Source organism: Acinetobacter sp. CS-2 (genome assembly GCF_016599715.1).
Classification (GTDB): Bacteria; Pseudomonadota; Gammaproteobacteria; order Pseudomonadales; family Moraxellaceae; genus Acinetobacter.
On the sequence record NZ_CP067019.1, the window covers coordinates 2,925,321 to 2,948,810 of the forward strand.

Below are 23,490 nucleotides of genomic sequence, written 5' to 3' on the forward strand. Positions count from 1 at the left end.
AAAAATGTTTTGCTTCGTTTACGCACTCTTTTAAAGCAGGTAAATTTGACAATTTCGCACACTCATTGAATCTTTTCGCGCCAAAACAGGGACATTAACTCAATTCATGCACCAATAAAGCAAAAAATATGCCAATTTAAAAATTAGAGTGCTAAATGTTTTAAATATAGAAATATTAAAATTTCATTAACTTTAGATTAATTTTCAAGAAACATATTTCGCACTATATTTGTGCATATAAATAATTTTATAACTCAAATTGCTCTATTTTAGAACTATATTTTTAATTAAATGGGTCATTAATTTCTTTTTCCGGAATCTTGTTTCCGCTTTGTTTCGGTGCAATATCCGCACCTGAATGTGACTGCTGGATATCCACAACATTACCCTGTTCATCACGCCGGGTTACGGTGGTGGTCGTGGTTGCATTTTTAGGATCAGTCTCAGCTGCAGCCGGCTTAGGCTTCGGCAAAACCAGCAAACTTTCATCCACTTTTGGCAAAGGGACTGATTTGAGATTGACTGCATACACCTTATGATTGCTGCCCATTTCCTCTGCGCCCATGTCATTGACTAAAGAAACATAATTTTCAATATCTTGTACTTTGGGCTGAACAGTCTTGGGAAATTGTAGCGCTAATTGTTCTAATACACGTTGAGCTTCGTCTTTATTTCGATAGATACCATAAAGAAGTACATATTGTTCAATCTGGTTCTCACCACTCAAACGAATATAAAAAAAGTTATTGCGATTCGCCTGTTTTTTCAGAAAGCTTCGAATCACATCATCTTTAGTTGTGCGAAACAATTCGATGGTACTTGCATTTTTATTATCATTAATAAATTTGCTGCCACGAAATTCTGGCTCATAACTTCCTGTGGTCACCACCCGTGTAGTCATTTGTAAAGGGCGCACCTCTTCCTGAAGCGCACCCAGCAGGCTGGTCGCAGCAACCTTTTCCGGTTGAATTTGCAGTTCAGATTCAGTTTCCGCAGACTTTTCCACCTCAACCAAAGCATCACTGTCGGTAATCGCCCAAAAGATCAGTGCTGCAAACAGGCACACCATCCCACACACCAGCCAGATATAGTTTTGAATACGTTGCCATTGTGTCCGGAAGGTTGCCATGATTTATGCCTTTTCTTGATTCGCTAAAATCGCCTGTTTCATCAATTCCACATCAAATTCTTTGCTGATCACAGCCTGCCCGAGCGATTTCATCAGGACCAGACGCAATTGTCCATTCAGCACTTTTTTATCATGTGCCATATAGCCAAGAAATTCTTGCAGTGGAATCACTGGGCATTTTACTGGCAAATGTGCACGTTGAATGATTTTTTTTGTACGTTCCAGATCTTCCAGTGAAATCCAGCCCATACGTTGTGACAAATCAGCCGCCATCACCATACCGGTAGCCACAGCTTCGCCATGCAGCCAGACCCCATAACCCAGATAGGATTCAATTGCATGACCAAAAGTATGACCTAAATTCAATAAGGCACGTTCGCCCTGTTCTTTTTCATCATTCGCCACAATACGTGCTTTATGGGCACAGGAACGATAAACAGCTTCAGCCAGCAATTGTGCATCTCGCGCGACCAGACCATCCATATTTTGTTCAAGCCAGACCAGGAAATCACGGTCTCCCAGCAAGGCATATTTAATTACTTCTGCCAGACCCGCAGATAATTCACGGTCGGGTAAGGTCGACAGCTGCGACATATCAGCAAGCACAACCTGAGGTTGCTGAAAAGCGCCGATCATGTTTTTACCGAGTGGATGATTAATCCCGGTTTTCCCGCCTACACTGGAATCCACTTGCGACAGCAGAGTTGTCGGCACCTGAATAAAATAAACGCCGCGCTGGAAACAGGCAGATGCAAAGCCTGCCATATCCCCAATCACTCCACCGCCCAGAGCAAGCACTGTGGCATCACGGTTAAAACCCGCTTCCAACAAGGCATCAAAAATCAGGTTCAGGTGTTCAATATTTTTATATTGCTCGCCATCCGGCAAAATACATGTTGCGACTGTTTTCCCCAAATGCTCGATTGCAGTCACATAATGTTCCAGATACAAAGGCGCAACCGTGGTATTGGTGACCAGCATGACCTGTTTTCCGCGAATATACGGCTCAAGCAATGATTGAGGATCCAAATCACTGCCAATAAAGATAGGATAACGGCGATCACCGAGTTCAACATGTAAAGTTTGCATGAAATTAAAACCGTTAATTAGACTAGTTTTGTTTCTTCAGAAACAATCATTTGTAAGATTTTTTGCGCCAAATCTCGAGCAGCACCCTGATTTGTCTCAATAATATAATCTGCAATTTCACGATATAAAGGATCACGAACTGCCAATAAATCACGTAACTTTTGTTCAGGATTTTCAACTTGCAGTAAAGGACGGTTTTTATCCCGGTAAGTGCGCTGTAACTGGATTTCGACAGGAGTATAGAGGTAAACAACAATTCCGCGTTGTTTTAAAAATTCGCGATTAAGTGGCTGGGTTACTGCTCCGCCACCGGTTGCAACAACCAAGTGTGAACGGGCTGTGAGTTCATCAATCACCATTGTTTCACGGTTACGAAATCCCTTTTCACCTTCTTTTTCAAAGATCCAAGGGATTGTCGCACCTGTTTTACGCTCAATTTCCTGATCACTATCAAGAAACTCTCGCCCCAACAGTTCCGCTAAATGACGACCAACAGTTGTTTTCCCAGCCCCCATTGGCCCTACCAAATAGACATTTGGCAGGGTTTCAAACTCATTGCTTGGCAAGGAGTCACCTATTTATTTTGCTAAATTTAAAATATATTAATGATTTCTTGAAACACTGTCATTAACAATTCGTGGTGTAACAAAAATCAATAGCTCTCGCTTGTTATCCGACTTCACATCTTTACGGAATAAACGGCCTACGTAAGGAATATCACCCAAGAATGGTACTTTGGTTTGAGCATTACGCGTCTCTTGTTCAAAAATACCACCAAGTACCACAGTTTCTCCATTATCAACCAAGACATTGGTATTGATTTGATTTTTATTAATCGTCAATTGACCGGTAGGTGTTGGGTTTCCTGGAGTATCGCTAGTAATGTTGAGTAGCATTTGAACTTTACCGTCAGGTGTTATACTTGGGGTCACATCCAAACTTAAAGTCGCATCAATAAATTCAGTTGTTGAAACTGCATTTGCACCGCCACCTTGCGATGATTGATATGGAATTTGTGTACCAGATGAAACTTTAGCCATCTGCTTGTCTGCGGTTAAAACTTTCGGCGTTGAAATTACCTCACCATAACCATCCGCCTGCAATGCAGAGAGTTCTAAATCCAGCATGAAATCAGACAAACTGATTAAACCAAAAGCAATACGACTCGCACCTTGACTGGTGACACCTAAATCCACATTTAAGTTCTGTGGACGTTGAATCGTATATTTACCGTCATCACTAGGTGTTTTTAAATCCCATAAGGTTGTATCGCTACCACCGACCAACAAATCATTATTCTGGTTAATCCCTTGCGACAATATACCCCACTTCACGCCCATTTCTTTACTAAACTCTGTGGAAGCACGAACAATACGCGCTTCAACCATGACTTGCTTGACCGGAATATCGAGCAAATCAACCATTTTTCGTATTTTATCAATATGTTGAGCCGTATCATTAACAATTAGGGTATTGGTACGTACATCAGCCGAAACTGAACCACGTGAACTTAATAGGGTTTCACTAGAATTATTATTGTCACTAGCAGAATTACTATTGTTCGATGATTTTGTTTGGGTAATCAACTTTTGAATATCAGCAACTTTTGCATAGCTGAGTTGCATATACTCTGTTTGTATGGGTGCCAGTTTTACACTTTGGGCCAGTGCTTTAGCTTCTTCTTCTTCCGCCTTAATTAATTCCGATACTGGCGCAATCCAGATGACATTTCCGTTACGGCGCTTATCCAGATTTTTAGTTTTTAAAATAATATCTAAGGCCTGATCCCATGGTACATCTTTTAAACGCAGGGTAATATTGCCTTGTACACTATCCGCAGCCACCATATTAATACCGGTGAAATCTGCCAGCAATTGCAGTACACGACGTACTTCAATATCCTGAAAATCTAATGAAATCTTTTTACCTGTATAAGCATTGGCTGCCTTAGGTTTTAATGGGTTTTTATCTTCAGGACGTTTTAAGCTGATAGTCAGTTTGTTATCCGTCTGATAAGCCATATATTCATAACTGCCAGAAGTTTGAATCGTAATCACGCCATTGCCACCATTATTGGTAGCATCGACCGTAGATACTGGAGTTGCGAAATCATTGACATTTAAACGACGCGCCAAGTGTGCAGGAACTTTATTACCCAGAGTTCGCACTACGACTTTACTACCTTGTTGTTGTACATCTACCGGAGTATTGCTCCCCAATAAATCCACAACAATTTGACCTTCACCCTGACTACCGCGCTGGAAACCAATATTAGAAATACCTTGCGCAGCTTTTTGGGCAACCACTTGCTGAGAGGCAAATGCATTCGCAGTCGCAGAATTAATTTTTAAAATAAAAGTATTGCCTTCGACACGCGTGGTAAAGGCACCCGCTTCAGCCAAATTCACGGTTAAACGTGAGCGTTGGGCATCAGAACTCACATCGATGGAAGTTGCTTCTTTCGTTGCAACGGGAATGCTATTTTGTTTTAAATTTTGTTGGGCTTTATCAAAATCAAGAATTAGACGTGAAGGCTGCTCTAGCTGGTAAGCCTGAGGTTGTGGCGGCAAACCATTAAACATGACACGAATTTCTGTACCTTGGCCTACAATCTGCATAGGTACAATATTGGTCATACTCACCTGTGCATTTGCAACCTGCATGATCGCAATCGCAACAGCACCCATAGAAAATTGACGAAACAAATGGTTCATTGTATTGCCATCCCCAAATATAAAATCTTTAAACCTATTATTCATTTTTATTCCTTTTAAACTTAAGGCGCCGGTCCAATTAATACTAGACTTCTTGGACGCTCCACGTATCCTTCTCGCCCATCCGGAACAATTTCCACGAGATCAATCTGTGTAGGCGTGATATTGACCACACGACCATGATTCATGCCCATATAACTGCCGCGCTGTATCCGCTCAATTTCACCATCCGGGGTTTGAATCAATGCCAAGATCTGTCCAGACTGGCTACGCATACTTCCCTTCATATTCAAGGATTCAATTGCATAGCTTTCTAAAGGTTGCAGTTGACGTGATAAATTAGGATAGACACGTTTTCCTGACATAATTTTTAATTCAGCAGCCAGTGAACTCGGTAAAAAAGGACTTTTAAGCTGGTGTGCAGCATAATCAAATGTCGGTACAGGTGGAAAAACCGGTGCAGGTTCAATCGGCAATGGCGGCTGGTTGCGAATATTGGCCATTTCCTCATTCACGGCATCAATACGTGAATCACAGCCCACCAACAATAAACCCAACATGAAGCTTAGAGAGAATTTTTGCATTTTCATTACTATTTCCCTCCAGCTGTAGCAGTTGAATTTGCATTCGCAGCTTGCGTTTCTGTCGCTTGAGCATCCGCAGCACCGATATAACGGTATGTTTTTGCTTTAACGTTATAATTCACTTGAGGAATATCAGATTTTTTCTCTTTATTTTCCGAGGCGGTAATCTCAAAATCATGCAAAGTCACAATACGTGGCAGTGCAGCAATCCCGCTTACAAAAGAACCAAAAGCATGATAATCACCGGTTGCCTCAATCGCAATTGGCTGTTCAATAAAGAACTCTTGTTTTATTTCATTTTCTAAACGGATATTTTTGAATTTCAGACCAGAATTTACACCAGTGACGTTGATATCCTCGACCAGTCCAGGAATCTCGGTTTCTTTAGGCAATTGTTCCAATTGCTGATTAAAATTCGCTTCCATTTCCTGTAACTGTGCTTGCAACAACTGCAAATTGCGAAGTTTAGAATCTTTTTCACGAAACTCGTTAAGCAGGTTTTGCTCTTGAGCAGCAGCATTGGAAATATCTTCCAATTTACCTTTAATTGTTAAAAAATAACCCAGAATCCCAATCGCCAGCACAATTGCAATCCAGCAGGTGATTTTGACGGATAAAGGCCAACTGCCATAATTATTTGGATCTAAGGTATTGAACTGCTGAAGAAACTTATCCAGCGTCATTTTCTTTTTACGTACTACAGCTTCATTTGGATTTAATTCATCAAATTCATCGAGACTCATTTGGCTGCCTCCACGGTTGAATTAGCTGTATTGGATGGTGCTTGTTGTTGTGTTTCTGGTGCAGCAGGCTGGGCGATTTCATCCAGGTCGGCAGTCACCACAAATGAACCATAGCCTTCTTCAATACGCGGAATCACGGAACTTGGCGCTTTATCTTTTTGTTCTTCAACTGCTAAAAAAGAATTCATGAAAGCGTTGCGATACCAGGCAGATGCTTCTAAATTACGCAAAAACTCTGCCACGGTATTTGGACTTTCAGCTCTGCCTTCAATGGTGAATTTATCGCCTGTACGCACAAATTTGGTAATGTACAAATTAGCTGGCGTAACACGAACCAGTTCGTCAATCAGACGCACCGCAATCGGACGTTGCCCTTGCAAGCCTTGAATCAGTTTCATACGCTCAATAATAGCATTACGCTGCGCTTCCAAACCTTCCAGAGATTTTAATTGCACATCAAGATTTTGATTGGTGCTGGTAATCAGCTGATTGGCCTGTTCCTGGTCTTCAAGTTTATGGTCATAATAAAACCATGAGGACGTAACCGCTAAAGCGCCAACGAATGCCGCCCCAATACAAATTGCTATAAATTCTTTTTTCCGTTTCTCTCTCAGCTCATCACGCCAAGGGAGCAAGTTAATTCTTGCCATTAATCAAAACTCCTCAATGCCAGACCACATGCCACCATGAGCGAGGAAGCATCATTCTCTATTTTTTTAATATCGATTTGTGGAGAAAACCCCATTTGCAAAAATGGGTTGGCAATCGTGACGCGATAACCCAGTTTTTGTTGTAGTAATTTCGCGAGTCCTGGAATATTCGCATTCCCCCCTGCCAATAAAATGTGGTCAATCTCATTGAACTGTGAAGACGAGAAGAAGAACTGCAGTGATCTTGCTGCTTGCTGAACTACAGCTTCCAAGAATGGCTCTAAGACTTCAACATCATAGTCATCGGGCAATGAACGGGTTTTCTTGGCACGGCCCGCTTCTTCAAAAGACAGACCATAACGATTTTGAATTTCTTGAGTCAGCTGTTTACCGCCAAACACCTGTTCTCTGGTATAAATCACTTTATTATTTTGCATGACAGATAAGGTCGTCATGGTATGACCAATATCTAAAATACCCACCGTGTTCACACCTATTGGTAAAGTATCGGAAAATACTTTATAGGCATTTTCTAGGGCAAAACTTTCAACATCGGCAATTTTTGGCGTCAGGTTAGCCAGTTCCAGCACTTCAGCACGTGCTTCTACATTTTCAAGACGCGTTGCAACTAAAAGCACATTCACCCGATTCGGATTGGCTAAACGATCCGGTAATACTTCAAAATCCAGACTGGCTTCGTCCAGAGGAAAGGGAATATATTGCTCGGCATCCATGCGAATCTGGACTTCACGTTCGTCATCCGTCATATCCGCATCCATTTCAATGGTTTTGGTAATGACCAGTGAAGTTGGGACTGCGAGCGCTGCAGCTGTACATTGAGTATTGGCAAGATTGAGTGCTCGCTCTAGCGCATCACCCACTGCTTCTGGATTTAAAATATTTTTTTCAACAACACTACCTTCAGGCAAAGGAATCAGCGCATAGCTTTCTACCCAATACCTGTTACCGCTCTTAACAGAAAGTTCTAACAATTTAACAGAAGTAGAACTAATATAGGACTTACGCACTATTACTTATAGATTCTCTGTGGTAGCAGATGATTTTTATCGAGAATAAAGTCATCAATGAAGTTTTTGATAATTGGTCTAAATAATTTCTTCTGCCAACGATATATATTTTCAAAGATCCGCTCAAACTGGTTCTTTTGTATCTCAACGTAGGCCATCAAGGCTGAAAAAATATGATTCAAAATCAGTTTAGATCGTCTTACTTGAAACTTTTCAATATGACAAACCTGTTTAATCACCCGGTGATATTGCTCTATTTTCCAATGACTTGAATGTAATTCATGAAAACCTTCAAAGGACAATAAATCATCTTCATCTTGATGCACAATATAAAACCTCTGCTGTTCTTTTAACTGAGTCTTAAATAATTGTACAAAGCCAAAATCTTTGAGCCAGATCACTTGACCCTGATGGAAATCTGGCAATAAGCGCAGTTGAAACCATTGTCCTTTTTCTGGGGAAACCTTACGGTTACAGTCGATACCAAACATAAATCGAATACCATATTTTCTTATGGTTTTTAGATTTCCAGTCGATGAATACCAACTATCACCTGTAATAAATTGAATCTTTGCACCCCAACTGAGTACTTCACTTAACATATCCATAAAGTAATCATTCTTGGTTTTACTTTCAGATTTGTCATAAATTCGGAAATTAATTGGAATATTTTGACCATTTTGATCTGTCGCATACAAGGTAATGAGATTAATACCCTTGACGGATCGGTGGTGTTTGCCTGACCAAAAATAGCTAACTAAGTCCATATGCTGACTATACGGTTTATCTAAAACAGTATCATCAATACTGACTATAAGTTTATTATTATCAATATGTTGAATTGCTTCTTGATATAGGTCGTGAGGTGTGTAGTCTTCACGCTCTAGAAAGCGATTTACACTATCATGCGAGATGTTATAAGTCTCGGCAAGTTGTGTGCAGCTAATAGAGTTCGGTTCTGTCATGAGAAAGCCCATATAAATGGGTAATGTACAAGTTGCTGTAGAAGCATGTTTAATTCGTCTGATCACAGATACTTTATTAGGACTTACGCAGTATTATTTATAGATTCTCTGTGGTAGCAGATGATTTTTATCGAGAATAAAGTCATCAATGAAGTTTTTGATCATTGGTCTAAATAATTTCTTCTGCCAACGATATACATTTTCAAAGATCCGCTCAAACTGGTTCTTTTGTATCTCGACGTAGGCCATCAAGGCTGAAAAAATATGATTCAAAATCAGTTTAGATCGTCTTACTTGAAACTTTTCAATATGACAAACCTGTTTAATCACCCGGTGATATTGTTCTATTTTCCAATGACTTGAATGTAATTCATGAAAACTCTCAAAGGACAATAAATCATCTTCATCTTGATGCACAATATAAAACCTCTGCTGTTCTTTTAACTGAGTCTTAAATAATTGTACAAAGCCAAAATCTTTGAGCCAGACCACTTGACCCTGATGGAAATTTGGCAATAAACGCAGTTGAAACCATTGTCCTTTTTCTGGGGAAACCTTACGGTTACAGTCGATACCAAACATAAATCGAATACCATATTTTCTTATGGTTTTTAGATTTCCAGTCGATGAATACCAACTATCACCTGTAATAAATTGAATCTTTGCACCCCAACTGAGTACTTCACTTAACATATCCATAAAGTAATCATTCTTGGTTTTACTTTCAGATTTGTCATAAATTCGGAAATTAATTGGAATATTTTGACCATTTTGATCTGTCGCATACAAGGTAATGAGATTAATACCCTTGACGGATCGGTGGTGTTTGCCTGACCAAAAATAGCTAACTAAGTCCATATGCTGACTATACGGTTTATCTAAAACAGTATCATCAATACTGACTATAAGTTTATTATTATCAATATGTTGAATTGCTTCTTGATATAGGTCGTGAGGTGTGTAGTCTTCACGCTCTAGAAAACGATTTACACTATCATGCGAGATGTTATAAGTCTCGGCAAGTTGTGTGCAGCTAATAGAGTTCGGTTCTGTCATGAGAAAGCCCATATAAATGGGTAGAGTACAAGTTGCTGTAGAAGCATTTTTAATTCGTCTGATCACAGATACTTTATAAAGTATTTTAATACTTTTTTGAATCCGTCAATGCGTAAGTCCTATTTATAAAGTATTTTAATACTTTTTTGAATCCGTCAATGCGTAAGTCCTATAATATCTACTCCTATTAATCCCTTATTCGGCTTACGATATAACCTGAGCACAATATAATTCCTATTATTTTTTTATCCCCAATAAAAGTAACTTACTAATCAGTGATGGTCTATAATTTTATACAGATACAATAACTCATCTAACAATCTGTATGTGTAAAGGCTATACTGACCGCCAATTAGTTTGCCATTAGCTCTTATTAAAACTTACTTGTTATGAAAAAGCTATCTTGTTCGGGCCATGTTCATCCATTTTTTTTGATCATAATTATAGTTTTGGTCTCAATTCCGATGGGATTTTATGGTATGTATCTCTATATTGCCCCATCCCTGCCTAAAATGACCACCTTAAAAAAGGCGCCATTATTAAAACCTTTACAAGTATATAGTGCAGATAATGAGCTGATTGCCGAGTATGGCGGAAAGTTATCTGTCCCGGTGGAATACAAACAGATTCCTAAACCTTTTATCTCTGCTTTTCTTGCTGCAGAAGATTCATCGTTCTTTGAACATAGCGGTATCAGTTTTAAAGGTTTAGGTCGTGCGGTGAGTGAAACCATCACCGGTTCCAATGTGCAAACTGGTGGTTCCACCATTACCATGCAAGTGGCAAAAAACTATTATTTAACCCCTGAACGTACATTAAAACGCAAACTGACTGAAATTTTTCTGGCACGCAAAATTGAACAGAACCTGACCAAAGAAGAAATTCTTACCTTATACGTAAATAAAATCTTCTTGGGTAAAAATGCCTACGGGATTGCTGCAGCTGCAAAAATTTACTACAACAAAAATCTGGATCAGCTCAGTATTGCTCAAATGGCCATGATTGCCGGCCTACCCAAAGCACCCTCAAAATACAATCCTGTCGTCAATCCTACCCGTGCCTTAGAACGCCGCAACTGGATTCTGGGTCGTATGCTGCAGTTGGGTTATATCAATCAAACTCAGTATAAACAGGCCATTGCTGAACCGGTTAACCTCGATATGCCAGAACGTGGCATCAATAACAAATATCCCTATGTCGGTGAAATGGTCCGTTCAGAATTGGTGGAAAAGTTTGGTGAACAAGCAATTGATTCTGGTTATAAAGTTTATACCACGATCAATAGCCAGCGTCAGGCCTTCGCAGAACAGTCTGTACAGGAAGGTCTCGAAGCCTATGACCGCCGACACGGCTGGAGAGGTGCCGAGGCACATGACAAGCCACTTAGCGATTTCATGCCTTATGCCAATACCTATCCTGCCAAGGTGGTTAAAGTCGAGAAAAACTCTTTTGAAGCTTTGATGCAAGATGGCTCTACAGTGACTGTGCCCTGGTCAGGCATGTCTTGGGCTGCTCCCTATCGAAATGCCAATAGCATTGGTCCTGCTCCGCGTACAGCTACACAAATCGTGAAAATAAACGATATTATCCGCTTACGTCCAAATGACAATAAAACCTCTTGGGCACTGGTACAAATTCCTAAAGCACAAGGCCAGCTGATTGCATTAAACCCGAACAATGGCGCAATTGAAGCAATTGTTGGTGGATACAATTTTTATCAGTCCAAATTCAACCGTGCCTTACAGGGCTGGCGTCAACCAGGTTCGACCATCAAACCCTTTGTTTATGCATTGGCACTTGAACGTGGTATGACCCCCTATAGCATGGTCAATGACAGTCCGATCACTATTGGCAAATGGTCACCAAAAAATTCCGATGGTCGTTATCTTGGCATGATTCCATTACGTCGTGCCCTGTATTTATCGCGAAATACGGTATCGGTTCGCCTGCTGCAAACGGTGGGCATCGAGCGTACCCGACAATTACTGATGGATTTTGGTTTACATGAAAATCAGATTCCGCGAAATTACACGATTGCCTTAGGTACACCACAAGTTCTTCCTATTCAAATGGCTACAGGCTATGCCACTTTCGCCAATGGCGGTTACCGCATTCAGCCACATTTTATTGACCGTATTGAAGATGCCTATGGCAAAGTGATTTATCAAAGCAATCCGGAATATGCGTGTATTTCCTGCATCAATCAAAATGATGAAGAAACTGCATCTGCAGAACCCGTGACCCCTGATGATGAAGTGATTAATGTCACCAATCAGACGCTGCCAGAAGAAAAACAGCTGGCCCAACTTGAGCTGGATGAAACAAAGAGCCAGTACCGTCAGGCACAGCGTATCTTGAAATCAAGCTCGGCATATGACATGGCCAATATTCTGCGTGATGTGATTCAGCATGGTACCGGACGTGCCGCACTCAGAATTGGCCGTGATGATATTGGCGGTAAAACAGGAACCACCAATGATGCCAAAGATGCTTGGTTTGCAGGGTTTAATGGCAAACTGGTGACTGTAGCATGGGTTGGTTTTGACCAACCAACTACACTAGGCCGTCGTGAATACGGTGGTGTTGCTGCCTTGCCAATCTGGACCAACTTTATGGGCAATGCCTTAAAAGGTACACCAGCAGCCTGGGTACATTTTGACAAAAATGCCAAAGCACCAGCTAATCGTAACCAGACGATTACTATAGGTGAACCCGTCCAGACAGATCGCTCCTCTCCACCTTTGGCTCGTCCATTGTACCGTCCGGCACCTGCTGCCCCAGTGCGGGCACCGGAAAGCGACTTTGACGACTTGCCCGGAGAAGAAATCCTGGTTCCAAATAATGCAAATCCTCCAGATATGCAAAAACAAAACAGCAAACCGGATGCGCTGGATAATCTGATTGATGTATTTCAATAAAATTTTAGACAGATAAAAAAACTCCCTCATTTGAGGGAGTTTTTTTATGCAGCTTATTTCTTTTTAAATAAATAAATCTGAAATTGGGCCTTTAACTCAAACTGATCTTTCTGCTCTAACACCTGACGTCGCTCTGGCTTGGCTTTATAAGCATAAGGCGTCATCGCAACCAGATGCTTTAAATCTGTTTGTGACAAAGTAAGGGGAGCATCGACCACACTTTCCTCCACCAGCTCAAAAGCATCTTGCAGCTGAGTGACAAATTTATGCGGTTCATGCGGATTCACTTCTTCAAAAAGTGCCTCACGCATGGCATATAAATGCTCTTTCGCCGGGGTCACCACCATCAAATAAGCATGCGGTTTCAGTACCCGTAATATTTCCTGTTTAGGAATCGGACTAAACAAGCTGGTGCACAAATCAATTGAAGCATCCAGTACCGGCAAGGTCGCTCCGGTTCCTACCACCCAAGTCATATTTTTATTGAGCTTTGCAGCCACCTGAACCGCATTTTTAGCAATATCCACACCGACACATTGCAGCACTTCCGCCTGCATGGCACTGGTGTAATAACCTTCACCACAACCAATATCTAGCAGATTTTCAATTCGTAACGCGCGAATTTTTTCAACCACTGTCTGCTGTAAAGGCGCATAAAAACCGGCACTTAAAAATGCACGACGCGCCTGTACCGACTCAAGTGTATCACCCGGATTCTTACTGTGCTTATGCTGCACTACATGCAGGTTCACATAGCCCTGTTTAGCCACGTCATAACTGTGATTATTCACACAGTGCCATGTTTTTCCAGTCAGTTTCAATACTTCATGACAGACAGGACACATCAGCAGATTCATATTTTTCTCCAATGCCTGAAATCAGGCGATAAAAAAGCCGACAGATGTGGGAGCAAATGCCAGCTTTTTTCGAATATTTGCTTAACGCAATTTTAAGGTCATTAAGCCTAAAACTACCAGCATAATCGTAATAATCCAGAAACGAATCACCACCTGGGTTTCACGCCAGCCTTTTTTCTCATAATGATGATGCAACGGCGCCATCAGGAAGACACGCTTGTTACGCATCCGTAGAGAGCCAATTTGCAGGAACACCGAAATAGCTTCTACCACAAATACCCCGCCCATAATCGCAAATACGATTTCCTGACGAACCATGACTGCAATCGTACCCAGCATTGCACCTAAGGATAAAGCTCCGACATCACCCATAAATACTTGTGCAGGATGTGCGTTATACCAAAGAAAGGCCAAACCGGCACCAATCATAGCTGCACAAATCACCACCAGTTCAGAAGAATATTTTACATAAGGGATATGCAGATAATTGGCAAAACGGACATCCCCGGCCAGATAGGCAAATACCCCCAAACCGGCAGCAACCAGAACAATTGGCATAATCGCCAGACCATCCAGACCATCAGTCAGGTTCACCGCATTAGATGCACCGTTAATCACCAGATAGGTAAAGATAATGAAACCAATCCCTAAAGGAATAGCGGATAATGGAATGGTCAGATTTTTAAAGAAAGGAATCAACAGATCCAGCATATTGCTGGTATGTACAGGATTGGCCTGCTGGGTCGCAATCACATACAGGGCAATACCGGCACCCAAAGAAGCCACTGAAGTCCAGAAGAATTTTTTTCGTGCAGGCAGACCGGCATTGTCTTTATAACGTACCTTGATCCAGTCATCTGCCCAGCCGACAGCACCAAAAATCACCATCACGCCCAGTACAATCCAGACATAAGGATTAGATAAATCTGCCCATAACAGGGTTGAAATACCAATCGACAGCAGGACCAGAATCCCGCCCATGGTTGGGGTTCCCATTTTTTTGGCATGATTTTCAGGAGCAAAAGAACTTACTGCCTGCCCGTATTTTAAAGCCTGGAGCTTACGGATCATCACTGGACCCAGAACCAGTCCAATGGTCAATGCAGTTAAGACACTGAGCAAAGCACGTAAAGTTAAATAACGAACCACCTGAAACGTGCTGTCAAAGCCCGCCAAATGTTCAAATAGCCATAACAGCATTTAGAGTTTCTCCATCAAATCAGCCATCAATGTTTCCATGTGGGTATAGCGAGAACCTTTAAACAGGAAACTCATGGATTGAGGTTGATGTGTTTCAATTAAACTAAGTAAGAAAGGAAGGGCTTGCGCCTGGGTCAAGAAGGCCTGCAGTTTTTTGCCATACTGGGTACTGCGTGCCCCTTCCTGGGTAGCCGGAGCAAATTCACCCACAGCGACCACGAAGTGAACCCCCGGTACAGAAACCAGGTCACACCCCAGCATATAGTGTTGCTGTGCAGCACTTGCACCTAATTCGCCAATATCACCAATCACCATTACTTTGACGCCTTCCTGCTGCGCCAGCACTTCGGCTGCAGCGCGCATGGACGTCGGGTTGGCATTGTACGTATCATCAATAAACAGATGTTTTGCGGTATGAATAAAGTTCAAACGGCCTTTCGCGCCTTTCGCCTGCTCCAAACCGGTCACAATATCATCCAGCGTAACACCAATCGCCAAGGCAAAAGCAGCGGCGGCAGTGGCATTCTGCACATTGTGTTCACCAGCAAATGGCAGATTAATCTGACGCACACCTTGCGGGGTATTTAACGTAAAGCGGGAAGATTGTGCTTGCAATTCGATGTCTGTTTCATATACATCACCACCTTGACCAAAACTCAATACCTTCTCAGTTTGCACCGCCTGGCGAATCATATCGGCAAAATCATCTGCCGCAGGAACAATTGAGGTGCCTGCTTTATCAATATGACGATAAATTTCCGATTTTGCCCGACAGATACCATCGCGTCCGCCAAACTCACCTAAATGTGCAGTACCAATATTGATAATTCCGGCCACATGCGGTTGTACCAGATTTGAGGTGTAATCAATTTCACCCTGATGGCTGGCACCCAATTCCATCACGGCATACTGATGTTCAGCACGTAGCTCAAGCAGCATCATCGGTACGCCCAAATCGTTATTCAGGTTGCCACGGGTAATTAAGGTCGGTGCCAGACGCGACAAGATACTGCCGAGCATTTCCTTAGTGGTGGTTTTACCACTACTGCCGGTTAGGGCAATCACTTTCAACTGTGAATTTTGCGCACGGCGATAAGCCCCTAGATGCCCCAATGCCAGACGGGTATCAGCAACCACAAGCTGACAGATATCGGCATCCACCGGATGGCTAACAATTGCGATTTCACAGCCCTTAGCCGCCACTTGGGCAACAAAATCATGCGCATCAAAACGTTCGCCTTGCAAGGCTAGAAAAACATCGCCCTTTTCCGCAAAGCGTGAATCGGTCAAAATCCGTTTGATTGCGCCTTGAGGCACTTTCTCATTCAACCAGTAACCTTGGGTAGCTTCAGCAAGCTGTACGGCTGTCCACGGTTCTAAAGGTACTGTACTGGTAGTTGATGTATGCATGATGGTTTCCTATTACGCAGGATAAGCTGAATCTGATGAGTGATGCTGTGCATCAATGGCCGCCTGCACTTCAACCACATCATCAAACCAATGACGTACGCCATCAATTTCCTGATAGTTTTCATGCCCCTTACCGGCAATAATTACAATATCACCCGCCTGAGCCTGTTTCACTGCAAATTTAATCGCTTCACGGCGGTCATGAATTTCATGTACTAGATGCTTTGAAAAATCAATACCTGCTTTCATGTCGGCAAAAATCTGTTCCGGGTCTTCGGTGCGCGGATTATCTGAAGTAATCAGCGCGACATTGGCATGGTCCAGGGCAGCTTGTGTCATTAGCGGGCGCTTGCCCCGGTCACGGTCGCCACCACAGCCAAAGACTGCCCATAAATTTTTCGCTACATGGCGTTTTAAGGTGGTCAGCACCTGAATCAGGGCATCTGGCGTATGGGCATAATCCACTACAAACAGACGCTCGCCATCACGAATCACCTGCATACGACCCGGCGCACCTTTCAGTTGTGCTGCAACTGCAATCAAATCAGTCAGCTTAAAGCCAGCCTGCTGTGCAGCAATCAGACTCGCCACAAGATTTTCTACGTTAAAACGGCCAAGCAACGGGCTATTGACTTCAAATTCACCATCCGCAGTGATCAGTTTAAAGCATGCACCGTTTAAACTATATTGAATATTTTCAACCTGATAATCAGCTGTCTGAGTGGCCGAGTAAGTAAGGATTTGCGGTTGGGTCGGATTTGATTGGGCAGCGTCAATCATGACCTGTGCATGTTCATCATCAATGTTGATAATGGCTACTTTCAAAGTCAAAAATTTGAATAATCGCGACTTGGCTTCAGCATAAGCTTCAAGCGTTCCGTGATAATCCAGATGATCGCGACTCAAGTTACTATATGCCGCAATTTCGATATCGCAGCCATTTAAACGCCCCTGTTCCAGACCATGCGAGCTGGCTTCAATCGCTGCAAATTCAGCACCGGCCTGTGCATATTCATGTAAGGCATTTTGCAGCTGCAAGGCATCCAGCGTAGTATGCGTAGAAGCTTCCAGATTCGGTAAAATACCGTTACCGGTGGTTCCCATCACGGCGCATTTCTTGCCTTGTAACATCAGCAGTTCAGCAATTAAACGCGAGATGGTGGTTTTACCGTTGGTTCCTGTCACTGCAATAATGCGCGCGGCATTTACAGGTTGCGTCACTTGTAAATATTGCTTTTGCCACTGTCCCATCAAATGACGGACATTCGCTACCACTATACTATTTTCCAGACCTAAATCTGTTTCGCTGACCACAGCCAGAGCCCCCCTTGCCAAAGCCGATTGGGCAAACTGCAAGGTTTTTTCAGGCTGAGAAAAACTAGTCAGGGCAATAAAAATTTGCCCTGCGTCAACTTTACGACTATCTAAACTAAAGCCAGTGAATGGCTTGCTCATCCATCCAGCGGTTTTCTCAGTATGGTAGATATCTTGAAATGTAATCGACATTTATCACCTGTTACTGGATTTTGGGAGTATCTAAAGGTTTATCTAAAGGCACGTTCATCAAACGTAAGGATTCCTGCATCACACGTGCAAACACCGGCGCGGCCACCAGACCGCCATAATATTGCCCTTTCGGGTTTTCCACCACAATGACCATCGCTAAACGCGGATCACTGACCGGCGCCATACCAGCAAACAGCGCACGGTACTCACTATCTGAATACCCCTTACGGTCTGCACGTAATTTATGCGCAGTACCGGTCTTACCCGCCACCCGATAACCTGGAATATTCGCCTGTTGTGCTGTACCACCCGGCAAGGTCACGGCTTCCATCATCAACAGCACCTGATCGGCAATTTTTGCATCAATAATCTGTTCGCCTTTCGGTGGCTGTTCTAATTTATATAAGCTTAAAGGGACTTTGACCCCTTTATTGGCAATCATGGCATAAGCATCGGCAATTTGCAGTACCGTCGCATTCAGGCCATAGCCATAGGCCATGGTACCCACTTCTGAAACATTCCATTTGCTTGGCGGCAAAATCAGACCCGCACTTTCACCCGGGAATTTCACCGCAGAACGCTGTCCCAAACCTACTCGTTTATAGAAAGTCGGTAAGGTTGCATAAGGCAGTGACAAGGCAATTTTTGCCACCCCAACGTTGGATGATTTCTGGATAATGCCCCCCAGAGTCAGTGCACCATAGTTATGCGTATCACGGATGGTATGGTTACCAATACGCATACTGCCCGGCGAAGTATTGACGATAGAGTTCGCGGTATATTTGCCACTTTCCAGCGCCATCGCCACCGTCAGCGGTTTCATGGTAGAACCCGGCTCAAACGAGTCGACTGCACCGCGGTTACGCATGGCATCTTTATTGGCCAGACTTTTTTTGTCGTTGGGGTTATACGAAGGCCAGCTGGTCATGGCCAGAATTTCACCGGTTTTGACATCTACCGCAATCGCGGTTGCAGAGCGGGCATTATTGGCCACACCGGCAGCAGTCAACTCACGGTACATAATATATTGCAGCCGTGAATCGATACTTAGGGTGATGTTTTCCCCGGCTTCGACTTCCTTGATAATTTCAGGATCTTTAAAACGGTTGCCTTTTTTATCACGCACAATCTGCTGTTCGCCATCATGACCAGACAAAACCTTATTTAGCTGCATCTCCAGGCCTTCAATCCCCACGCCTTCACTATTGGTTAAACCAATAATCTGGGCATTGGGCTGCGGCTGCGGATAGTAACGTTTATAGTTTTTCTCGGTATAAACCCCCTGGAACTCACGTTTCGCGATCAGTTCCGCCTGCTGCGGTGGAATTTCTTTTTGCAGCACCAGATAACGTGAACGAGGTTTGTCATTCATTTTCTTTTTCAGCTCAGCACGGTCGATGCCCACTGCATCGGCAAGCTCATCCAGATTAAGATTTTTATCAGGTAACTGGCGTTTCAGTTTGCGATTATTGGGATCTTTGGCCAGTTCAGCAGTAATCTCGTCAAACTGTTTTTTGGTTTCAAAATAGTCACGCGGATCAATCACCACCTTCATCACTGGCGTACTGATAGCCAGAGGTACACCATGACGGTCATAGATGACGCCACGCATCGCCTTGATTTTTTCAGTTCTTAAAATATTGGCATTAGCCTTGTTTTGCAAAAAGTCCTTATTGATCACCTGCACATAAAATGCACGACTCACTAAGGCCAAAAAGCATAGCAATACCACGCTCCACATCAAATAAAAACGCCACATGTCTACACTGAGGGCATTTTTCTCACTAATCGGCTGCTGCTTTTTACGTGTTGCCTGTGTTGTTCTTTTGTCCACCATAATTACAGCTAGCCCTATTTTTTATCTTCTGAAGTCATTGGTAAAGCAATTACAACCGTCTGTGCTGCAGGAGGCGAATACATGCGCAATTGCGTTACCGCACGCGTGCCGATTTGCGCCGTCGCACCAAAAGTTTGTTGTTCAATCAGCAAACGGCCCCACTCTGCATTTAGATCATCCCTTTCCCGCATAAAAGAACTGAGTTCGCGGTAGTCATGACGATATTCAAACACTTGAAATACCACCATGATTGCACTGACAAAGACCAACAGCAGCAAAACGATATAACTGATGAATTTTTTCATCGGTTTTTTGTCAGTTTTCTTTTCAACAACTTCAGTTTTCATTATTCGCCTTTTGAAGCTAAGCGCTCTGCAACTCTAAGCCATGCACTACGAGAACGAGGGTTGGCCTTCACCTCTTCTTCACTGGCACGGACTCGGGAAATTTTCTTTAAACGACGGGTATCTTCCCGCTTTTGTGGTAATCCCCAACTGGTATCTTCCGCTAAAGTCGATTCTTTTTGAATAAATTGTTTAATTAAACGGTCTTCCAGTGAATGGAAACTGATCACCGCCAAACGTCCCTCAGGTTTTAAAACTTCCACAGCCTGTGGCAAGAAAGCCTCAATATCATCTAATTCTTTATTAATGGCAATACGGATAGCCTGAAAAGTTCGGGTTGCCGCATGTTTATTTTTTTCCCATTTCGGGTGGGCAACTTTGACAATTTCTGCCAGTTGAGCCGTAGTTTCAATATAACCAGCAGCTTTAATGGCTTTGGCAATACGGCGACTATAACGTTCTTCACCATACTGGAAAATGATATTCGCCAGGGCTTCTTCTTCAATAGCCACCAGCCACTCGGCCGCCGTTGGACCTTGCGAATTATCCATACGCATATCCAATGGCCCATCTTTCATAAAACTAAAGCCACGTTCCGCCTGATCGAGTTGTGGAGATGACACGCCTAAATCCGCCATCACCCCATCCACCTGGTCGATACCTAATGCTTCCAGCTCCTGCTTTAAATCGGCAAAGCTGGCATGAATAATCTTAAAACGTGAATCTTCCAGTTCCAAAAGTGCCGCTGTTTGCAAAGCCTGCGGATCTTTATCAAAAGCATAAACACGTGCATTTTCATCTAACTTAGACAGCAATAAACGGGTATGACCGCCGCGACCGAAAGTCCCATCGACATAAATTCCTGTATTGCGATCTGCCAACAAGGCATCAACAGTTTCGTGAAGTAATACAGAAATATGCGACATAAGGGTTCAATCAATACTAGGAAAAATGTAACTGCACATTATTACCTTGTTTTAACAAAGCTCCAAACGACTTTTTGTAGGGAAATATTACTTTTCATAGAGAAAACCGTTTTTGGGGATATTGAAGCAAATTTTGCTGTGAGTGCATATTATTTTAAAAAACCCGATTCTTCTCTTTATTGTTTGTTAAAATCTGCCAAACTTTGCTGAACCGTAAGCGTCCGCTGAACCCCATACCTATTTTTTAATTTTGGTCGGGTTGCCACCGGTGTGGCAGTAATTCTTCTATTTGGGTCACTTTATGTGTCGGTAACCTTTTCAGCACATCACTTAAATAGGCATACGGATCCAAGCCATTCAGCTTTGCTGACTGGATTAAAGTCATGATATTCGCCGCTCGCTGACCACTGCGCAGCGAGCCAGCAAACAGCCAGTTCTTACGCCCCAACGCCCAGGGACGCATTTGGTTCTCAATCCAGTTATTGTCAATCGGTAGATTGCCATCATCCAGATAGCGGCTTAAGGCCTCCCAACGTTTTAGGCTGTAGTTGATCGCCCGAGCGGTGGGAGAACTCGATGGTACCGTCAGTTGATGTTGGTTGAGCCATTCATATAGTTGTTGCATCACTGGTTGACTATGCTGTTGTCGGTATTCGCGGCGGTCTTCCGCTGTACCATCGGTCTTTTTCCTGAGTTCTGCTTCTATCGCATACAGTTTCTGAATCAGCACTAAGGCCTGTTCAGCGACCTGACTTTTCCCAGTTACATGCAGTTCATGGAATTTACGACGTGCATGGGCCATGCAGCCCACCTCAATGACATCGCCTGATTTAAAGCGTGCTTTATAACCACTGTAATCATCACAGACTAGATAACCCTGCCAGTCTTTCAGGAACGCTTCAGCATGCTGACCTGAACGACTATCCTGAAAGTCATAGATCACGGCTTGAACTGGATTGTACTGTGTAGTGGCATAGGCCCAGACATAACCTTTCTTCGGTTTTTTATCATTCTCACCCATCCGCATGATGGTGACCGGCGTTTCATCGGCATGGATCACCCGCTGTTGCAGCACCACCTGTTTTAAGGCATTGGCCAGAGGTTCCAGTTCCACACCGCAGCGACCAATCCAGTCAGATAACGTGGATCTGGACAGATCAATGCCAGCCCGCTGATAGATCAGGCGCTGACGGTACAGCGGCAAATGATCGGCATACTTCGATACCAGCACATGGCTGAGCAGTTCAGGACTGGCAATACCTTTATCAATCACATAGGCGGGCATCGCTTGCTGAGTCAGGGTGTCGCACTGATCACAGACCCATTTGCCACGCACATGCTGTTCCTTATAGAACTGTGCCGGTCTGAAATGCAGTTTTTCACTGATATCTTCGCCGATACGACGTAACTGGCAGCCACAACTGCATTGGGTTGATGCAGGTTCATGCTCAATACGGATGGTGTGTAGATGATCTGGCAGTGGTCGACGTTTAGGTTTATTGGTTTTGGCTTTCTGTGTCACTGCATCGGTTTTATCTGCATTTAGCCGTTCCAGTTCTAGATCAACAGCAGCAATATCTTCTTCAACCGCTTCATCCCACAGGTGGATTTGTTTTGCAGTGAGATGTTCGTTTTTACTGCCGAATTTGTGCTGTTTAAATAGTGCGAGTTCATGCTCGTATTTTTGATTGAGAATAGAAAGATGTTGAACTTTAGAATCTAATTGCTGATTGGTGACTTCAAGATGTTGAACTCTGGCATCTAATTGCTGGTTTGATTGTGCTAGAGACTGATGCTGCATCGCCAACTGTCTGGTGAATTCCAGCAGTTGTTCATGGGTCAGTTGGCTTAAGTCAGGCAGCGTATTCATGACCGCAGTATGCCTGAGGTCATGAGAAGAATGAAATAGAACGTTTGGAGAATAGCAGAATGGAACAGCCTGGTTTAAAGCATCGTCACCACCTGCTGTCGTCCAATGCGCTGCCAGGGCAAACCTTGGATCAGTGCCTGTAACTGTTCCGGGCTGAGGGCCACGGTTTCACCTTGGTGAACTTGAGCCCAGTGAAATTTGCCCTGTTCCAGCCGCCGGGCACACAGCCAGATGCCCAGTCCATCATGTACCAGCACTTTCATGCGATGGCCACGTTTATTACAGAACAGGTAAGCACAATGCGGTTTGATGTAGCCAAAGGCTCTCACCACCTGAGCCATGGTCGTATCCATACCTGCACGCATGTCCATGGGCTGAGTAGACAACCAGATTTCATCAATGCGGATCATGTTGCAAGTGCCTTGAGTAATTCTGCCAAGGCAGGTATTTCTGATGTCTGCCATTTTAGCTGAATATCATTATTCGTATGAGGCACGGTGATACACAACGTGATCCTCTCATCCATAGGTTGGCTGATTGCAGCAGTGTAAGGCAAAGCAATAAATGCTGGATTCACATGAGTAGGATCCTGCACGGCACCCTCATGATGGCTGAAGATCCTGATCCAACGACTGACAAGGTTGGCATTATACTAATCCATCGA

General features: G+C 43.2%; 20 protein-coding genes and 1 pseudogene. 1 reads left to right on the forward strand and 20 read right to left on the reverse strand.

Annotated elements, in window-relative coordinates:
• Nucleotides 1-283: 283 nt before the first annotated feature.
• From JFY49_RS14405 to JFY49_RS14450, 10 genes are all read right to left on the reverse strand, one after another.
• Complete coding sequence (locus JFY49_RS14405; protein WP_200223282.1) at nucleotides 284-1,129, reverse strand: hypothetical protein; 846 nt, start codon at nucleotides 1,127-1,129, stop codon at nucleotides 284-286.
• Between the two features lie 3 nt (nucleotides 1,130-1,132).
• Entirely contained in the window at nucleotides 1,133-2,218 is a 1,086-nt protein-coding gene (aroB, locus tag JFY49_RS14410) for a 3-dehydroquinate synthase (protein WP_200223283.1), read from the reverse strand.
• A gap of 17 nt (nucleotides 2,219-2,235) precedes the next feature.
• Complete coding sequence (aroK, locus tag JFY49_RS14415) at nucleotides 2,236-2,784, reverse strand: shikimate kinase AroK (protein WP_166168596.1); 549 nt, start codon at nucleotides 2,782-2,784, stop codon at nucleotides 2,236-2,238.
• 36 nt (nucleotides 2,785-2,820) lie between these two features.
• Nucleotides 2,821-4,932 carry a type IV pilus secretin PilQ family protein gene (pilQ, locus tag JFY49_RS14420; RefSeq protein ID WP_200223284.1) on the reverse strand — a complete coding sequence of 704 codons (2,112 nt, stop codon included), beginning with the start codon at nucleotides 4,930-4,932 and terminating at the stop codon, nucleotides 2,821-2,823.
• A 62-nt stretch (nucleotides 4,933-4,994) separates the two neighbouring features.
• Nucleotides 4,995-5,522, reverse strand: a complete 528-nt coding sequence (locus JFY49_RS14425; RefSeq protein WP_086197205.1) for a pilus assembly protein PilP — start codon at nucleotides 5,520-5,522, stop codon at nucleotides 4,995-4,997.
• Between the two features lie 2 nt (nucleotides 5,523-5,524).
• On the reverse strand, nucleotides 5,525-6,259 hold the full coding sequence (locus JFY49_RS14430; protein WP_200223285.1) for a type 4a pilus biogenesis protein PilO: 735 nt from the start codon (nucleotides 6,257-6,259) through the stop codon (nucleotides 5,525-5,527).
• A complete protein-coding gene (locus JFY49_RS14435) occupies nucleotides 6,256-6,909 on the reverse strand; it encodes a PilN domain-containing protein (protein ID WP_166168585.1) in 654 nt (217 codons plus the stop codon). The genes JFY49_RS14430 and JFY49_RS14435 overlap by 4 nt, the downstream gene beginning before the upstream one ends.
• On the reverse strand, nucleotides 6,909-7,937 hold the full coding sequence (locus tag JFY49_RS14440) for a pilus assembly protein PilM (protein ID WP_227609478.1): 1,029 nt from the start codon (nucleotides 7,935-7,937) through the stop codon (nucleotides 6,909-6,911). The genes JFY49_RS14435 and JFY49_RS14440 overlap by 1 nt, the downstream gene beginning before the upstream one ends.
• A gap of 2 nt (nucleotides 7,938-7,939) precedes the next feature.
• A complete protein-coding gene (locus JFY49_RS14445; RefSeq protein ID WP_200223286.1) occupies nucleotides 7,940-8,968 on the reverse strand; it encodes a transposase in 1,029 nt (342 codons plus the stop codon).
• A 27-nt stretch (nucleotides 8,969-8,995) separates the two neighbouring features.
• Nucleotides 8,996-10,024, reverse strand: coding sequence for a transposase (locus JFY49_RS14450; RefSeq protein ID WP_200223267.1), 1,029 nt, complete (start codon nucleotides 10,022-10,024; stop codon nucleotides 8,996-8,998).
• 323 nt (nucleotides 10,025-10,347) lie between these two features.
• Between JFY49_RS14450 and ponA the strand changes: the two genes are divergently transcribed.
• Nucleotides 10,348-12,876 (forward strand): penicillin-binding protein PBP1a, encoded by a 2,529-nt coding sequence (gene ponA, locus JFY49_RS14455; RefSeq protein ID WP_200223288.1) that lies wholly within the window; start codon nucleotides 10,348-10,350, stop codon nucleotides 12,874-12,876.
• Between the two features lie 53 nt (nucleotides 12,877-12,929).
• Here the strand turns inward: ponA and JFY49_RS14460 are convergent, their stop codons facing one another.
• From JFY49_RS14460 to JFY49_RS14505, 10 genes and pseudogenes are all read right to left on the reverse strand, one after another.
• Nucleotides 12,930-13,733, reverse strand: coding sequence for a putative RNA methyltransferase (locus JFY49_RS14460; protein ID WP_200223289.1), 804 nt, complete (start codon nucleotides 13,731-13,733; stop codon nucleotides 12,930-12,932).
• A gap of 81 nt (nucleotides 13,734-13,814) precedes the next feature.
• The gene (gene mraY / locus JFY49_RS14465; protein ID WP_166168573.1) at nucleotides 13,815-14,933 is read right to left on the reverse strand and encodes a phospho-N-acetylmuramoyl-pentapeptide-transferase; all 1,119 of its coding nucleotides are present in this window, start codon (nucleotides 14,931-14,933) and stop codon (nucleotides 13,815-13,817) included.
• Nucleotides 14,934-16,343 carry a UDP-N-acetylmuramoyl-tripeptide--D-alanyl-D-alanine ligase gene (locus JFY49_RS14470; protein ID WP_200223290.1) on the reverse strand — a complete coding sequence of 470 codons (1,410 nt, stop codon included), beginning with the start codon at nucleotides 16,341-16,343 and terminating at the stop codon, nucleotides 14,934-14,936.
• A gap of 12 nt (nucleotides 16,344-16,355) precedes the next feature.
• On the reverse strand, nucleotides 16,356-17,849 hold the full coding sequence (locus JFY49_RS14475; protein WP_200223291.1) for a UDP-N-acetylmuramoyl-L-alanyl-D-glutamate--2,6-diaminopimelate ligase: 1,494 nt from the start codon (nucleotides 17,847-17,849) through the stop codon (nucleotides 16,356-16,358).
• A gap of 10 nt (nucleotides 17,850-17,859) precedes the next feature.
• The gene (ftsI, locus tag JFY49_RS14480; protein WP_200223292.1) at nucleotides 17,860-19,686 is read right to left on the reverse strand and encodes a penicillin-binding protein PBP3; all 1,827 of its coding nucleotides are present in this window, start codon (nucleotides 19,684-19,686) and stop codon (nucleotides 17,860-17,862) included.
• A 14-nt stretch (nucleotides 19,687-19,700) separates the two neighbouring features.
• Nucleotides 19,701-20,033, reverse strand: coding sequence for a cell division protein FtsL (gene ftsL / locus JFY49_RS14485; protein ID WP_166168561.1), 333 nt, complete (start codon nucleotides 20,031-20,033; stop codon nucleotides 19,701-19,703).
• Nucleotides 20,033-20,956 carry a 16S rRNA (cytosine(1402)-N(4))-methyltransferase RsmH gene (gene rsmH / locus JFY49_RS14490; protein WP_200223293.1) on the reverse strand — a complete coding sequence of 308 codons (924 nt, stop codon included), beginning with the start codon at nucleotides 20,954-20,956 and terminating at the stop codon, nucleotides 20,033-20,035. The genes ftsL and rsmH overlap by 1 nt, the downstream gene beginning before the upstream one ends.
• A 244-nt stretch (nucleotides 20,957-21,200) precedes the next feature.
• Nucleotides 21,201-22,826 (reverse strand): IS66 family transposase, encoded by a 1,626-nt coding sequence (gene tnpC / locus JFY49_RS14495; RefSeq protein ID WP_200223296.1) that lies wholly within the window; start codon nucleotides 22,824-22,826, stop codon nucleotides 21,201-21,203.
• A gap of 74 nt (nucleotides 22,827-22,900) precedes the next feature.
• The gene (gene tnpB, locus JFY49_RS14500; protein ID WP_000618091.1) at nucleotides 22,901-23,236 is read right to left on the reverse strand and encodes an IS66 family insertion sequence element accessory protein TnpB; all 336 of its coding nucleotides are present in this window, start codon (nucleotides 23,234-23,236) and stop codon (nucleotides 22,901-22,903) included.
• A pseudogene (locus JFY49_RS14505) lies at nucleotides 23,233-23,475 on the reverse strand (IS66 family insertion sequence element accessory protein TnpB); the annotation flags it as partial. The pseudogene JFY49_RS14505 and the gene tnpB, both read right to left, overlap by 4 nt.
• Nucleotides 23,476-23,490: the final 15 nt, after the last annotated feature.

Excerpts from the sequence above, each read along its gene's own strand:
- JFY49_RS14430 (WP_200223285.1), bottom strand. The coding sequence starts at position 6,259 with ATGAGTCTCGATGAATTTGATGAATTAAATCCAAATGAAGCTGTAGTA.
- tnpB (WP_000618091.1), bottom strand. The coding sequence starts at position 23,236 with ATGATCCGCATTGATGAAATCTGGTTGTCTACTCAGCCCATGGACATG.
- JFY49_RS14475 (WP_200223291.1), bottom strand. The coding sequence starts at position 17,849 with ATGTCGATTACATTTCAAGATATCTACCATACTGAGAAAACCGCTGGA.
- JFY49_RS14405 (WP_200223282.1), bottom strand. The coding sequence starts at position 1,129 with ATGGCAACCTTCCGGACACAATGGCAACGTATTCAAAACTATATCTGG.
- pilQ (WP_200223284.1), bottom strand. The coding sequence starts at position 4,932 with ATGAACCATTTGTTTCGTCAATTTTCTATGGGTGCTGTTGCGATTGCG.
- rsmH (WP_200223293.1), bottom strand. The coding sequence starts at position 20,956 with ATGTCGCATATTTCTGTATTACTTCACGAAACTGTTGATGCCTTGTTG.
- aroB (WP_200223283.1), bottom strand. The coding sequence starts at position 2,218 with ATGCAAACTTTACATGTTGAACTCGGTGATCGCCGTTATCCTATCTTT.
- ftsI (WP_200223292.1), bottom strand. The coding sequence starts at position 19,686 with ATGGTGGACAAAAGAACAACACAGGCAACACGTAAAAAGCAGCAGCCG.
- JFY49_RS14470 (WP_200223290.1), bottom strand. The coding sequence starts at position 16,343 with ATGCATACATCAACTACCAGTACAGTACCTTTAGAACCGTGGACAGCC.
- tnpC (WP_200223296.1), bottom strand. The coding sequence starts at position 22,826 with ATGAATACGCTGCCTGACTTAAGCCAACTGACCCATGAACAACTGCTG.
- JFY49_RS14460 (WP_200223289.1), bottom strand. The coding sequence starts at position 13,733 with ATGAATCTGCTGATGTGTCCTGTCTGTCATGAAGTATTGAAACTGACT.
- JFY49_RS14425 (WP_086197205.1), bottom strand. The coding sequence starts at position 5,522 with ATGAAAATGCAAAAATTCTCTCTAAGCTTCATGTTGGGTTTATTGTTG.
- ponA (WP_200223288.1), top strand. The coding sequence starts at position 10,348 with ATGAAAAAGCTATCTTGTTCGGGCCATGTTCATCCATTTTTTTTGATC.
- JFY49_RS14435 (WP_166168585.1), bottom strand. The coding sequence starts at position 6,909 with ATGGCAAGAATTAACTTGCTCCCTTGGCGTGATGAGCTGAGAGAGAAA.
- mraY (WP_166168573.1), bottom strand. The coding sequence starts at position 14,933 with ATGCTGTTATGGCTATTTGAACATTTGGCGGGCTTTGACAGCACGTTT.
- ftsL (WP_166168561.1), bottom strand. The coding sequence starts at position 20,033 with ATGAAAACTGAAGTTGTTGAAAAGAAAACTGACAAAAAACCGATGAAA.